The organism is uncultured Actinomyces sp., from assembly GCF_963526355.1.
Lineage (GTDB): Bacteria > Actinomycetota > Actinomycetes > Actinomycetales > Actinomycetaceae > Actinomyces.
This window is the reverse complement of record NZ_CAUROW010000012.1, coordinates 43,309-56,350: the sequence shown is the minus strand read 5'-3', so window position 1 is coordinate 56,350 and position 13,042 is coordinate 43,309. Positions and strand designations below refer to the sequence as shown.

The window sequence follows — 13,042 nt, the reverse complement described above, 5'->3', positions numbered from 1 at the left end:
TTTGTGGGAGGCGGCGACTGCGGCGAGCTGGCGGACGGATACGGGGCTGCGGTTCTTCCACTCCTTGTGGGGGGACTACCTCGACTACGACGGCCCTGAAAGGCCCGGTTCGTCCCGCCAGGATTATGCGGAGATGCCTAGGTTGGTGCATGAGGATGGGGACTGTGTGGTGGTTCAGGCGGGGTCGGGGGTGTGTGCGCTTGAGCGTGCTGATGGGCGGGTGCGTTGGTCGGTGGTGCTGGAGGCCCCTCAGGGGTTGGTGGCCGGGGGCGTGTCGCGTGAGTTGGTGGCCGGGGGTGTGTCGTGTGGGTTGGTGTGGACCAATGCGGGTGCTGTGGATCTGGGGACCGGTGAGGTGAGGAGAGTGCCCGAGGCGGTGTCCCGGGCGGTCAACCTGGTGGCCGGTGAAGGCGTCGTCGTGACCATCGTGCCCACCGATGACGGTATGGATGAGCTCGTCTGCCTGGAGTCCCACGGCTGCTCGGAGAGGTGGCGCAACACGATCAAGCATGTGCCGTATGCGCCGCTGGAGCTCAACGGTGGCACGGTTGACAACTCGGTGTCCTTCGGGTCGGGTTGCTACGACCTGGACAGCGGCGAGCACCACCTGATGCCGGTGAGTCTTCTGCCTCCCAGGATGCGGGACGGGGTCTTCATCGTCGTCGACACCGAGGTCGGCAGGAGGGTGCGGGTGGTTGTTGACGACGACGGGGAGGGGATCGCGGTTCGCGCCTTCGCTCCGTCAGAGGGAGAGAATGTGAGAGATCTTCTGGATAGGTCGAGGTACCGGGAGTGGTCCACCTCGGGTGAGGAGTTGTGGTCGGTTCCGTTGGAGGCCCGTCCGGGTGCGGTTGTGGCTATTGACTCCGCCTTGGGGGAGCGGGGGTCCTCCTTCTGGGTCATGGAACTGGATGATTCCGACGCGCTGTACCTGTCGTACTGGCAGCCCGGCCCTGCGTGAGCACGGAGCCCCGACCGACGATAGGTGCCGGTGACCGCACGTTAATCGGCTCCGCCCCGCGGCGGACCCGGCATTGCTATCGGCGTCCTGCCGGGGATCCTTCAGACCCTGCGGCATGTTGACGCGGGATGACGGAGCGTCGTCTAGCGTGTGTCGCGGCCCGATCGGGCAAGGCCGGCTTCCGCACCCCCGCGGGCGCACGGCGGCCCGTCCCCTTGTGCAGAACAGGAAAGACGTTGACGAGCCTCGACACCTTCCACTCCCGCTCCACCCTCGACGTGGACGGCCGCGGCTACGAGATCCACCGCCTCGACGCCGTCCCCGGACTGGAGCGCCTGCCCTACAGCCTCAAGGTCCTGGCTGAGAACCTGCTGCGCACCGAGGACGGCGCCAACATCACCGCCGACCACGTGCGGGCCCTGGCCGCCTGGGACCCCGCTGCCGAGCCCGACACGGAGATCCAGTTCACCCCGGCCCGCGTCGTCATGCAGGACTTCACGGGCGTGCCCTGCATCGTCGACCTGGCCACCATGCGTGAGGCCGTCGCCGACCTGGGCGGGAACCCCGAGGTCATCAACCCCCTCAACCCCGCTGAGATGGTCATCGACCACTCCGTCCAGATCGACTCCTTCGGCCTGCCCGGCTCCCTGGAGCGCAACAAGGAGCGCGAGTACGAGCGCAACGCCGAGCGCTACCAGTTCCTGCGCTGGGGACAGGGGGCGCTGTCCAACTTCCGCGTCGTCCCCCCGGGCACCGGTATCGTCCACCAGGTCAACATCGAGTACCTGGCCCGCATCGTCTTCACCCACGAGGCCGACGGCGTCACCCGGGCCTACCCCGACACCTGCGTGGGCACCGACTCCCACACCACCATGGTCAACGGCCTGGGCGTCCTGGGCTGGGGCGTGGGCGGCATCGAGGCCGAGGCCGCCATGCTGGGGCAGCCCGTCTCCATGCTCATCCCCAAGGTCGTGGGATTCAAGCTCTCCGGAGCCATCCCCGCCGGCGCCACCGCCACTGACGTGGTACTGACCATCACCGAGATGCTGCGCGCCCACGGCGTGGTGGGCAAGTTCGTCGAGTTCTACGGAGAGGGCGTCGCCGAGGTGCCGCTGGCCAACCGCGCCACCATCGGCAATATGAGCCCCGAGTTCGGCTCCACCGCCGCGATCTTCCCGATCGACGAGGTCACCCTGGACTACCTGCGCCTGACCGGTCGCTCCGAGGAGCGCGTGCGCCTCGTGGAGGCCTACACCAAGGCCCAGGGCATGTGGCACGACCCAGCCCGTGAGCCCGTCTACTCCGAGTACCTCGAGCTGGACCTGTCCACCGTGGTGCCCTCGATCGCCGGCCCCAAGCGTCCCCAGGACCGCATCGTCCTGTCGGGGGCCAAGGAGTCCTTCCAGGAGGTCCTGCCCACCTACGCCTCCCAGCCCTCCAAGCCGACGTCGGTGACCCTGGCCGACGGCACCGTCACCGAGCTGGACCACGGGCACGTCGCCATCGCCTCGATCACCTCGTGCACCAACACCTCCAACCCCTCGGTGATGATGGCCGCCGGGCTACTGGCCCGCAACGCCGTGGCCCGGGGCCTGCGCTCCAAGCCCTGGGTGAAGACCTCCACCGCGCCGGGCAGCCAGGTCGTCACCGACTACTACGAGAAGGCCGGGCTGTGGCCCGCCCTCAACGAGCTGGGCTTCAACGTCGTCGGCTACGGCTGCGCCACCTGCATCGGAAACTCCGGGCCCCTGCCGGCCGAGGTCTCCCAGGCGGTCAACGACGCCGACCTCGCCGTGGTCTCGGTGCTCTCGGGCAACCGCAACTTCGAGGGGCGCATCAACCCCGACGTCAAGATGAACTACCTGGCCTCCCCGCCGCTGGTCATCGCCTATGCCCTGGCCGGGACCATGGACATCGACTTCGCCACCGAGCCGCTGGGCCAGGACCCAGAGGGCCGCGACGTCTTCCTGTCCGACATCTGGCCCGACCCCACCGAGGTCCAGGCCGTCATCGACGCCACCATCGACCGCGAGATGTACACGCGCGACTACGCCGACGTCTTCGCCGGTGACGAGCGCTGGCAGGGCCTGGACACCCCCGAGGGGGACACCTTCGCCTGGGACGAGGAGTCCACCTACGTGCGCAAGGCCCCCTTCTTCGAGGGCCTGACCATGGAGCTCACCCCGGTCACCGACATCGAGAGTGCCCGGGTGCTCGCCCTGCTGGGAGACTCAGTGACCACCGACCACATCTCCCCGGCCGGCGCCATCAAGGCCGACTCCCCGGCCGGCCGCTACCTGGCCGAGCACGGCGTGGCCCGCGCGGACTTCAACTCCTACGGATCGCGCCGCGGCAACCACGAGGTCATGATCCGCGGCACCTTCGCCAACATCCGCCTGCGCAACAGGCTGCTCGACGGCGTCGAGGGCGGCTACACCCGCAACCTCCTCACCGGTGAGCAGGAGTCGATCTTCGACGCCTCCCAGGCCTACCAGGCCGCCGGCATCCCGCTGGTGGTCCTGGGCGGCAAGGAGTACGGCTCGGGCTCCTCACGCGACTGGGCCGCCAAGGGCACGGCCCTGCTGGGCGTCAAGGCCGTCATCGCCGAGTCCTTCGAGCGCATCCACCGCTCCAACCTCATCGGCATGGGTGTGGTGCCCCTCCAGTTCCCGGCCGGGCAGAGCGCCGAGTCGCTCGGCCTGGACGGCACCGAGACCTTCTCCATCACGGGCCTGGTGGCGCTCAACGAGGGCGCCACCCCGCGCACCGTCGCCGTCAGGGCCGAGAAGACCGACGGCTCGGTCATCTCCTTCGACGCCGTCGTGCGCATCGATACCCCCGGAGAGGCCGACTACTTCCGCCACGGCGGCATTCTGCAGTACGTGCTGCGCAGCCTCACTCGGAGTAAGTAAGAGACGCGCGTCGCGTTCCCAGCCTCTACCCGCGGAGGAAGCGTCGGATGGCGCTCCAGGTATCTGCGGGATTCTCCTGTGGGGTGAAATGTCCTGCCCCGGGTACGAGGGCGCTTTGGATGTTGGTCATCCCTGCTTGCTTGAAACCAGCAACGTAGGCGTTGATGTCCCCGTTCTCCTGGTCGCCTCGCAAGTAAAGTAGCGGGATGCTGATCGCATCGCTCGATGCCGCGTTCTCCTGGGCGTCCTTCCAAAGTGCCCGGTAGAACTCGAATCCCTGGCGCAAGGAGTCAGGGGACTGGTAGGAGGAGACGAACTGGCTGCGCGAGGCCTTGCTGATGCTGCTCGGGACCGCGCTCGTTGCATCGTAAAAGTAGTCGAAGTACGCAGGCAGGTGATTCGCGGTGACCTGTTCCGGCAGGTCTGGGATGGAATGAAATGCGAAATGCCACAGCCAAGGAATCCTAATGACATCGTCCCAGGGTGCGACGCCAGGGATCACCGTGTTCATGATGACGGCACTGTTCAGGGAGCCGAACTCTCTTAGGTAGGAGAAGGTAATCATGCCCCCGACGTCGTGCCCGACCATAGTGACATTCTTCAGACCTAGGTGCGCGATGAGATCGTGGATCTGGTGCGCCAGCAAGATCTTGCTACCGCAGGGGCCGGTCGTCTTTGAGCCGCCGATACCAGGTAGGTCCACGGCGATGCACTGGTACTCGTGAGCGGCCAGGAGAAGGATCTCCTTCCAGGCCGTGCTGTCCTGCGGCCACCCGTGAAGAAAAATTATAGTGGGCGCGCAAGGGTCTCCAGCGCGAAGGATACGGAAGGTGCGGTCGTCGAGGGTGACGTCGTGAGTGCTGATCGTGGTAGACATGAAACATGTCTACCACATCGAGCCGTTCGTCGCTTGTCAGTTTTCGTGAAGGGGCCGGGTTCCTGATCTCGCGATTGGGGGGTATGGTTGAGAAGGAGTGGGGGTCTTTGCTGCGAGATGTTGGGCTCACTCAGGCTGAGTTCGCGATTCTTGCAACTCTTGCTGACGGGGCGACGGTTCGACAGCGAGATCTTGCGATCCACGTTGGAAGTGATCCTCGCAACATCGTCCCTGTTGTAGCTTCTCTAACTGATCGAGGTCTCGTTGACGTGGCGCCTGCGCTGGAGGATCGTCGCGTGAAACAGATCAGATTGAGTGTTGAGGGGGCTGATCTGCTCGACACTGTCCAGATTATGCTAGCTCCGTCTCGGGCGAAATTTTTTCGCGGCCTCTCTGATGCGGAATATGATCAGCTTTGTTATCTCTTGCGGGTGGTCTACTCCTCTGCAGTGTCTGTGTGACATATTCTGCGCCCTTCAAGGCAGGTTTGTGCTGCCGGTGCTGAAAATGCGACCACCTAGAGTCGTCGAACATAGGGGTCCTTCGAGCTGTAAGTTGGTCGGGGTTGTCGTGAGAGGCGAGTAACTCAGGAAGTCTCAGGTGTCGCTCATGGGATTCCTTATCGCGGCCACGAGGTCACGCCACTCTTTCTCGGACTGCTTCGTGGTGTATTTCAAGATGTACCCCGACTTCCTCGTCGGCTATGGAACCAGGTTCTTCGTGGGCATGATCAGGGGCGGTCGACGACCGTTTTATCGTCGTCATCGTTGAGGCACTCGACCGGCTGCAGGCTCAGACCTGCGGCAATTGTCGCAGTTGTCTCTTGCCAATTGGTCAACTTGGTGACCTCCAGGTGTGGTTGGTGTGTTGAGAAGGGTGCTCGTGCAGTGTCGATGAGGTCTCGAGTGCACCGTTCTTGATCTTGAACGGCTGTGCAAGGAGTCTGCTTGCCCTCGGACGTGAGTGTCAGTAACTTTATGGCTATGACTATTAGCCAACTTGGGGTGCCGGGCGGCACCATCGCCTACGAGGTGCATGAGCCTGTCGGTGTAGGTGCTGGATCGGCTGCAGAGAGTTGGCCGCTCGTCGTCTGCTCACCGGCCATGGGGGATGTGCGGGACGTCTACGCACCGCTGGCGCAGTCCCTGAACGAGGCGGGCTTCCGCGTTGTCACTGCGGACCTGCGCGGTCATGGGGACAGCTCGGCAACCTTCACCGCCTATGGTGACGAGGCCACAGCATCCGACCTCATTGCCCTGATCGAGGCTCTCGACACCGGCTCCGCCGTCGTCGTAGGAGCTTCCATGTCCGGGGCTGCTGCGGTGATCGCAGCCGGGCGCCGCCCCGACCTGGTGCGAGGGCTCGTCCTTGTCTGCCCCTTTCTGCGTGGGCCGCAGAGTCGAGTCAAGACTCTCGTGCAGCGCACCATGCATGGGATCGCGCTGATGCGCCCCTGGGGTCCTGCTGTGTGGAACAGCTACTCGGCCAGGTTGTGGCCGGGACTGCCCGACGCTCGGCAGCGAGCCACGCGCCTGGGGGACCTGCTGCGCCGCCCGGGGCGCTGGCGCGCCTTCTGGACCACGACTCGCACCGACCACCGCGTCGTCACCCCCTGGCTGGACAAGGTGGACTGTCCCGCCCTCGTGGTCATGGGACAGAAGGACCCCGACTGGAAGGACCCCATGGTCGAGGCCTCCTGGGCGGCTCGTGCCGTTGGTGAAGGGTCGGGAGAGGTCATGATGGTTCCCGACGCAGGGCACGCCCCGATGCTGGAGTGCTCCGACGTCGTCGGGCCGCGTGTGGTCGACTTCGCTCGGCGTATCGTCGCAGGCACGCCGGGTCGAGGCCGGCGGGGGAGAGGTTGAGGAGAGAGATGCCCAGAGCAGGACTGAGTGTCGAGCGTGTGGTGGGGCGGGCGGCGCAGATCGTTGACGAGCATGGTCTTGAGGCACTGTCCCTGAGTCGTCTGGCCGCCGATCTCGGAGTCGCGCCGCCGAGCCTGTACAAGCACGTTGCAGGCATGGACGATCTGGTCCGGGGAGTCTCCGTGCGGGCGGTGGAAGAGCTCGCCGACCGCCTGGCGGCCTCCGTCATGGGGCTGGCCGGACGTGACGCCCTGAGTGCCCTTGCTGAGGCCTACCGTGGCTTCGCCCACGAGCACCCCGGGCTCTATCCGATGACCCAGGTCCCCGTGGGGACATCAGATGGGAGCCTGAGCCCGATACGTTCATCCGCAGCCCGACGCACGGTTGACGTCGTCACTGCGGCGCTGGCCGGCTACTGCATCCCCGACGAGCGAATCGTCGATGCTGTGCGAATGACTCGAGCGTCACTCCACGGCTTCGTTGATATTGAGGTCCACGGGGGCTTTGCCATGGACGCATCCATTGACGTGAGTTTCGCCACCCTTGTCGACTCCCTGGATGCGGCCCTGGTTGCTCTGGGCGGATAGGAGGATGGTGCCACGTATCAGTGGGGATGAAAGGATAAGTCACCTCAATGACCCTACTGGGAAGGGTGACGGCTGCGTGAGCTTCCCCAGGCGTAGGCGGTGATCTGCTAAGGACTCTGCAGCCACCTTGGAATAGAGCCCCCTCGCTCCCCGTTGCCCTGGCGTTCCGTCCGTACCGACCGGCAACCGCCGAAGGAGATGCGCACCCATGTCCCAGTCCACTGTCAACAGCGACTCGACCAGCCAGGCAGACGTCCCGGTCGAGGATGTCGACCTGCTCGTCGTCGGAGGGGGGAAGGCCGGCAAGTCCCTGGCCATGCTGCGCGCCAAGGCCGGCGACAAGGTCGTCATGGTGGAGCGTGACAAGGTGGGCGGCACCTGCATCAACGTCGCCTGCATCCCCACCAAGACCCTCATCTCCGCCGCACGGGTCCTCCATGAGGTCCAGGGCTCAGGTGCCTATGGCGTCACCCTGCCCGAGCAGGACGGCGGCACCGACGCCCTGACCCAGGCCCGCATCAACCTGGCCTCCTTCCGCGCCCGCAAGGAAGCCGTCGTGGGCGGCATGGTGGCGGCCCACGAGAAGATGTTCCCCGCCTCCGGGATGGACTTCGTCAAGGGCACCGCCCACTTCGTGGGGGAGCGCATCGTTGAGATCACCCTGAACGACGGCGGCCTGCGGCGGGTACGCGGCGCCAAGGTCCTCATCAACACCGGCACCACGCCGTCGGTCCCCCGGATCGATGGCCTGGCCGACGTGCGTTACTGGACCAGCGAGGACCTGCTCACCCTGCCCGAGCTGCCCACTGGGCTCGTGGTCCTGGGCGGCGGCGTCATCGGCGTCGAGATGGCCTCCCTCATGGGGCTCCTCGGTGTCCCGGTCACCATCGTCCACGCCGGTCAGCACATTCTGGATCGCGAGGACGAGGATGTCGCCGCCGAGGTGGCCGCCGGCCTGGAGTCCCTGGGTGTCACGGTCCTGACCGGTGCGCGCGCCTCGAGAGTCAGCGCTGCGGCCGACGGGCGGGGCGTCGTCGTCACCACCGCCGACGGGCGCGAGGCGACCGGCTCCCACCTGCTCGTCGCCCTGGGGCGCACCCCCGTCACCGCTGGCCTCGGCCTGGAGGTCGCGGGGGTGGAGCTGACCGAGCGCGGCTTCGTGCGCGTCGACGACCACCTGCGCACCACCGCCGAGAACGTGTACGCCGCCGGTGACGTGGCCGGGACGCCCCAGTTCACCCACGCCTCCTGGAACGACTTCCGTGTCCTGCGCGACCTCTTCGCCGGTAAGGAGGCCTCCACCGCCGGGCGCCTCATCCCGTGGGCCGTCTTCACCACGCCCGAGCTCGGGCACGTGGGCCTGACCGAGGCCGAGGCCCGCCATGCCGGCTACGAGGTACGCGTCGCCAAGACGCCCACGGCGGCCGTCCCGCGCGCCAAGACCCTGGGCCGCACCGAGGGCTTCCTCAAGATCGTCGTCGACGCCCGCACCGACCTCATCCTGGGCGCCGCCATCATCGGCGCCGAGGCCAGCGAGGTCGTCACCAGCATCCAGATGGCGATGCTGGGTGGCCTGACGTGGCAGCAGGTGCGCGACGCCGTCATCACCCACCCCACCATGAGCGAGGGACTCAATATCGTCCTGGACTCCCTGGGCTGAGGGATGTTCCCGCAGGCGCGGCCCTCAGTCCGACGCATCGGTCGTCCCGTCAGGTCACTTGCCAAGTTGGCATGTCAATGGAACACTTGCCGTTATGGCAACTCATGATGAAGTAGATACGACCGACATCCGCGAGCGCATTGATGCGTTGGACCGGGACCGCGCCACCCTGGAGAAACGGCTTCAGGCGCCCCGGGGACTGATGTGGGCGGCCGGGGCGGCGGTCGCCTGGTTCGTCGCCGACGCGGCGACCTCCAACCCCGGCGTCTCCTACAGGCCGAACGGAGGGTACCTCCTGTCCATAGCGGCCCTGCTCGTCATCAGCCATCTCGTCCAAAAGGAGGTCGGCGTCAGGTTTCGCCAGATCGGGGTCTCGGGCTGGCTGATGATAGGGGCTACAGTGGTCAGCGCCCTCGTCTTGTTCAGCGTCGGGCTCATGCTGGTGTCCACCGGCCACCGGTGGCTGACGGTCGTGCCCATTCTGCTGGCCTGGGCCGTGGGGGCCTGGGGCGCGACGAGCGTCTTCCGAGCCTGTGCGAGGGCGGCCGGTCGTGGATGAACCGGTTTTCGACGAACTCATCCACGCCCCCCTGCGTCTGAGGATCTGCAGTCTGCTCGCCCCCGTGGACTCCATGGCCTTCGCGACCCTGCGTGACGCCCTGGAGATCACGGACGCGCACCTGTCCAAACAGGTTCGCATTCTCCTCGACGCGGGCTACGCCGTCTCGACGCGCACGGGCTCGGCGAGCAGGGAGGGTGGCCGGCGCACGGTCTGGCTCTCCCTCAGTCCGCAGGGGCGCCACGCCTTCGAGTCACATGTCCGGGCCCTGCGCAGGATGCTGCCTGCGGAGGCCTGAGGCGGGGCCCGGGCCCAGGGCGGCTACCGGTCCGCCGTTGCGTCGGGACGCCCCTGCGGCCGCAGGCCCAGGCCGGTGACGACCTCCGCACCCGGCAGCGCTGCCAGCAGCGATCCGGGCACCAGGAGCTTGGAGTGGCGCAAGCCCGAGCCGATGAGCACCGTGGCCCGCTCCGCCACGGCGCCGTCGATGAAGAGTCGCCAGTCCTCGGGCAGGCCGACCGGTGTGATCCCGCCGTACTCCATCAAGCTCAGCTCCACGGCCCGTTCCACCGGCAGGAATGAAGCCTTGCGCACGTCAATGCGCCTCTTGACGACGTGGTTGACGTCGGCGAAATCGGTGGCGCGCACGACGCAGGCGGCGATGCGCTCCTCGCCCGTGCGCTTGCCGGCTACGAGCACGCAGTTCCCAGTCGCCTCAGGGCACAGGGAGTAGCGCGCGTTGAGGACATCGGTGTCGGAGTACTGCGGATCGATCGGGACTACCTGCGCCTGGTGGGTCAAGCGCGCACCATCGGGGGAGGAGCCCTCCAGCGCCCGCAGCGCCGCAGCCACGGGCGCGGCGAGAAGATCGGTGCGCTCCAGGGCCGGCTGCCAGCCGATCTCCGCAGCGAAGACCTCAGCCGGATCACGCAGCTCAGTCATTCCTTCTCATCCTTTCGACGACGTCGAGCGCCTCTCGATGCGCTCCACCAGACGGGTCCTGACCCCGGGCCACTGCTCCGGGGTGATGGCGAACATGGCTGTGTCGCGCGTGCTCCCCTCCTCGCCGAGTGCCAGGGAGGGCTGCCAGGCGTGCAGGACCCCCTCGAAGGTCGCGCCCAGCGCTGCGATCGCGCCGCGAGCCACCTCATTGCGCGCATCGGTCTTGATGTCCACACGGTCCACGCCCCACTCCTCAAAGGCCTGCGTGAGCAGCAGGAGTTTGGCGGCCGGGTTGACGGCGGTGCCGCGGACAGCGGGGGAGAGCCAGGAGGATCCGACCTCGACGGCGAAGAGCCGCCCGTCCGGCATCCACCGCGGCGTCAGGTACGCGGTGTGCCCGACGACGCGGCCGGTGTCGACCTCGACCTGGGCGAACGGTGCGTAGTTGCCCGTGTCCCGACGGGCCAGACTGCGAGTCACGTAGTCCTTGACCTCGCCAGGCGTCGGCACTGTGGCGAAGGGCGTCGTCGAGGCATCCTCGGCGGCCTGCTGCAGCCCCGGCACGTGCTCGAGTGTCAGCGGCTCCAGGCGCACGACATCGCCGGCCAGCACGCCGCAGGTCAGGACGGGCGAAGGGGCATGTGACAGGGCGGGGCTCATGCCCCGATCATGGCAGCCGCGGCACAGTCGCCGCTGAGATGCCTCGGCATGTGGTCTCATTGTCCCCGTGCTGCACGTCATCTTCTTCTCCCCGCGCATCCCCGGTAACACCGGGGCGGCGATTCGTCTGAGCGCCAACACCGGCTCCATGCTCCACCTCGTGGACCCTCTGTTCGACATGGACGACGCCAAGCTGCGTCGCGCCGGCCTGGACTACCACGAGCTGGCCAACACGCGTGTTCACGCCACCTGGCGGGAGTGCCTGGACCAGGTTCCCGGGCGCATCTTTGCCTTCACCTCCCGCACCGAGTGCCTCTACACCCAGGTCGACTGGCGCGGTGATGATGCCCTCCTGTTCGGCCCTGAGCCCACCGGTCTGCCTCAGGAGATCCTCGACCACCCGCGGGTGAGTGCCCACCTGCGTATTCCCATGGTGGAGGGCAACCGCTCCCTCAACCTCGCCAACTCCGCCGCCATCGGCCTGTACGAGGCCTGGCGGTCCCTGGGCTTTGCCGGTGGGGCCTGAGGCCCTGTCGCAGACCCCGCCGCCTCAGAGCATGCCGGCGGGCCGGATTGCCAGGTCCTCCACGACCGCGTCCAGCGGGGTGTCCACGGCCAGGCGCACGGCCGCGGCCACCGACTGCGGCGCCATATGGTCCGCAGCCCGGTAGGTGGGAGTGGCCATGATCCCCTCGGTGCGCAGACGCGCTGCCTTGAAGGCCTGCATCCGCTCCTGCATGGGGGTGTCCACCCGTCCCGGGTAGATCGAGGTGACTCGTACCTTGCCCGCCTCCTCCTGGCGCAGCGTGTCGGCCAAGGATCTCAGTCCCGCCTTGGAGGCGGAGTAAAGGGCGTTGCCCGAGTGGGGGTTCACTCCGGCGCCGGAGTTGATGAACACCGTCAGTCCGCGCGCCTCCCGCAGCGCGGGCAGTAGCAGACTGGTCAGGTATGCGGCAGCCACCAGGTTGAGGTCGAGTACTGCGCGCCAGCGCGTGGGCGTGATCTTGTCGACCGCGCCGGGTGCCTCCATCCCCGCGCTGTGCACCAGCACGTCGAGGCTCTCGATATCGATCCGGCTGATCATCCTGGCCAGAGCCGAGTCGTCGGTCAGGTCGACCGGGCAGATGAGAACCGCGGTCTGGGACTCCTCCTCCAAGGCCAGCGCCAGCTCCTCAAGGTCCTTGGTGGAACGGGCCAGCAGGATGAGGTTGTGGTCCCGGGCCAGGTCCCTGGTCACGGCCAGACCGATCCCGGAGGTCGCTCCGGTGATCAGAGCGATGGGGCGGCGCTGGTGGCGGCCGAAACCTGCGCGCGTGAAACCTTGTGCGGGGGTGAAGGGCGCGGATTCCCCCTGTCGACGACGTCGGCCCGACTTGGAGACCGAGGCGTCGACCTGGGCGATCTGCGGGCTCACTTGCCGTCCCTGAGGAAGGCGGCGGCCCCGGGCTCGCCGGGCACGGAGTAGGTGGCGGTGAGCGTGGCTCGAGCGATGCAGTGCGGAGCCAGGCGGAAGGCTGCCATGGCGGGGCTGGCATCTTCGGACAGGCCCAGTGTGTCCACGTCCAGGGCGGAGACGGTGAAGACGTAGCGGTGGTCGCCGTCGCCCGCGGGCGGGTAGGGGCCGAACCAGGCGTGGTCGCCCGAGTCCCCGGCCAGGTGGAAGGCGGCGCCGTCGAGCTGAAGATCGCTGGCCCCCGCGCCCCGTTCCAGCGAGGTGACCGAGGCGTCCAGGTCCACGATGGTCCAGTGCCACCACCCCGACATGGTCGGAGCGTCCGGGTCGAAGCAGGACACGACGAAGGACTGCGTCTGCTCGGGGAACCCCGACCAGCTCAGAGCCGGGGAGATGTTGTCGTGGACGGCGGTGAAGACATCCGGGATCCGTCCCTCATCGGTCAGGTCCGCAGAGGTCAGAGTGAAGGAGGGGGCCATGGGTAGGAGGCCGGTGGGGGCCGTCGGGCGCGGGCGAGTGAGGTCGACTGTCATAGGTGTACCTCCAGGCAGGTTGTGGACGGGGCG

The 13,042-nt window shown here is 67.2% G+C and carries 14 protein-coding genes; 9 read left to right on the top strand and 5 right to left on the bottom strand.

Annotation, left to right across the window (positions count from 1 at the left end; translation table 11 throughout):
* Window position 1: 1 nt before the first annotated feature.
* Together RWR81_RS04890 and acnA are read left to right on the top strand one after the other, a co-directional pair.
* Window positions 2-961, top strand: coding sequence for a PQQ-binding-like beta-propeller repeat protein (locus RWR81_RS04890; RefSeq protein ID WP_314455263.1), 960 nt, complete (start codon window positions 2-4; stop codon window positions 959-961).
* A 236-nt stretch (window positions 962-1,197) separates the two neighbouring features.
* Entirely contained in the window at window positions 1,198-3,873 is a 2,676-nt protein-coding gene (gene acnA, locus RWR81_RS04885; RefSeq protein ID WP_314455260.1) for an aconitate hydratase AcnA, read from the top strand.
* Between the two features lie 25 nt (window positions 3,874-3,898).
* Here the strand turns inward: acnA and RWR81_RS04880 are convergent, their stop codons facing one another.
* Window positions 3,899-4,750: an alpha/beta hydrolase gene (locus RWR81_RS04880; RefSeq protein WP_314455257.1), complete on the bottom strand. Its 852-nt coding sequence runs from the start codon at window positions 4,748-4,750 to the stop codon at window positions 3,899-3,901.
* Between the two features lie 5 nt (window positions 4,751-4,755).
* On the opposite strand from RWR81_RS04880, the gene RWR81_RS04875 reads away from it, so the two are divergent.
* From RWR81_RS04875 to RWR81_RS04850, 6 genes are all read left to right on the top strand, one after another.
* Complete coding sequence (locus tag RWR81_RS04875) at window positions 4,756-5,211, top strand: MarR family transcriptional regulator (RefSeq protein ID WP_314455254.1); 456 nt, start codon at window positions 4,756-4,758, stop codon at window positions 5,209-5,211.
* 522 nt (window positions 5,212-5,733) lie between these two features.
* Window positions 5,734-6,615 (top strand): alpha/beta hydrolase, encoded by an 882-nt coding sequence (locus RWR81_RS04870; RefSeq protein WP_314455252.1) that lies wholly within the window; start codon window positions 5,734-5,736, stop codon window positions 6,613-6,615.
* 8 nt (window positions 6,616-6,623) lie between these two features.
* Window positions 6,624-7,202, top strand: a complete 579-nt coding sequence (locus tag RWR81_RS04865; protein ID WP_314455248.1) for a WHG domain-containing protein — start codon at window positions 6,624-6,626, stop codon at window positions 7,200-7,202.
* A 208-nt stretch (window positions 7,203-7,410) separates the two neighbouring features.
* Complete coding sequence (locus tag RWR81_RS04860) at window positions 7,411-8,862, top strand: FAD-dependent oxidoreductase (protein ID WP_314455245.1); 1,452 nt, start codon at window positions 7,411-7,413, stop codon at window positions 8,860-8,862.
* A 94-nt stretch (window positions 8,863-8,956) separates the two neighbouring features.
* Window positions 8,957-9,421, top strand: coding sequence for a hypothetical protein (locus RWR81_RS04855; RefSeq protein WP_314455242.1), 465 nt, complete (start codon window positions 8,957-8,959; stop codon window positions 9,419-9,421).
* Window positions 9,414-9,719 (top strand): transcriptional regulator, encoded by a 306-nt coding sequence (locus RWR81_RS04850; protein ID WP_314455239.1) that lies wholly within the window; start codon window positions 9,414-9,416, stop codon window positions 9,717-9,719. Before RWR81_RS04855 ends, RWR81_RS04850 begins: the two co-directional genes overlap by 8 nt.
* Before the next feature lie 23 nt (window positions 9,720-9,742).
* Here the strand turns inward: RWR81_RS04850 and RWR81_RS04845 are convergent, their stop codons facing one another.
* Together RWR81_RS04845 and RWR81_RS04840 are read right to left on the bottom strand one after the other, a co-directional pair.
* Entirely contained in the window at window positions 9,743-10,363 is a 621-nt protein-coding gene (locus tag RWR81_RS04845; protein ID WP_314455236.1) for a YbaK/EbsC family protein, read from the bottom strand.
* 6 nt (window positions 10,364-10,369) lie between these two features.
* Window positions 10,370-11,023, bottom strand: coding sequence for a GNAT family protein (locus tag RWR81_RS04840; RefSeq protein ID WP_314455232.1), 654 nt, complete (start codon window positions 11,021-11,023; stop codon window positions 10,370-10,372).
* A 67-nt stretch (window positions 11,024-11,090) separates the two neighbouring features.
* Between RWR81_RS04840 and RWR81_RS04835 the strand changes: the two genes are divergently transcribed.
* Window positions 11,091-11,549, top strand: coding sequence for a tRNA (cytidine(34)-2'-O)-methyltransferase (locus RWR81_RS04835; protein ID WP_314455229.1), 459 nt, complete (start codon window positions 11,091-11,093; stop codon window positions 11,547-11,549).
* Window positions 11,550-11,573: 24 nt separating this feature from the next.
* On the opposite strand, the gene RWR81_RS04830 is transcribed toward RWR81_RS04835, so the two are convergent.
* Together RWR81_RS04830 and RWR81_RS04825 are read right to left on the bottom strand one after the other, a co-directional pair.
* Window positions 11,574-12,437, bottom strand: coding sequence for an SDR family oxidoreductase (locus tag RWR81_RS04830; protein WP_314455227.1), 864 nt, complete (start codon window positions 12,435-12,437; stop codon window positions 11,574-11,576).
* Entirely contained in the window at window positions 12,434-13,009 is a 576-nt protein-coding gene (locus tag RWR81_RS04825) for a YbhB/YbcL family Raf kinase inhibitor-like protein (RefSeq protein WP_314455225.1), read from the bottom strand. The genes RWR81_RS04830 and RWR81_RS04825 overlap by 4 nt, the downstream gene beginning before the upstream one ends.
* Window positions 13,010-13,042: the final 33 nt, after the last annotated feature.

Bases quoted from the DNA above. Each gene is read 5' to 3' on its own strand.
- RWR81_RS04880 (WP_314455257.1), bottom strand. From the start codon at position 4,750: ATGTCTACCACGATCAGCACTCACGACGTCACCCTCGACGACCGCACC.
- RWR81_RS04875 (WP_314455254.1), top strand. From the start codon at position 4,756: ATGTCTACCACATCGAGCCGTTCGTCGCTTGTCAGTTTTCGTGAAGGG.
- RWR81_RS04870 (WP_314455252.1), top strand. From the start codon at position 5,734: ATGACTATTAGCCAACTTGGGGTGCCGGGCGGCACCATCGCCTACGAG.
- RWR81_RS04865 (WP_314455248.1), top strand. From the start codon at position 6,624: ATGCCCAGAGCAGGACTGAGTGTCGAGCGTGTGGTGGGGCGGGCGGCG.
- RWR81_RS04860 (WP_314455245.1), top strand. From the start codon at position 7,411: ATGTCCCAGTCCACTGTCAACAGCGACTCGACCAGCCAGGCAGACGTC.
- RWR81_RS04855 (WP_314455242.1), top strand. From the start codon at position 8,957: ATGGCAACTCATGATGAAGTAGATACGACCGACATCCGCGAGCGCATT.
- RWR81_RS04845 (WP_314455236.1), bottom strand. From the start codon at position 10,363: ATGACTGAGCTGCGTGATCCGGCTGAGGTCTTCGCTGCGGAGATCGGC.
- RWR81_RS04840 (WP_314455232.1), bottom strand. From the start codon at position 11,023: ATGAGCCCCGCCCTGTCACATGCCCCTTCGCCCGTCCTGACCTGCGGC.
- RWR81_RS04825 (WP_314455225.1), bottom strand. From the start codon at position 13,009: ATGACAGTCGACCTCACTCGCCCGCGCCCGACGGCCCCCACCGGCCTC.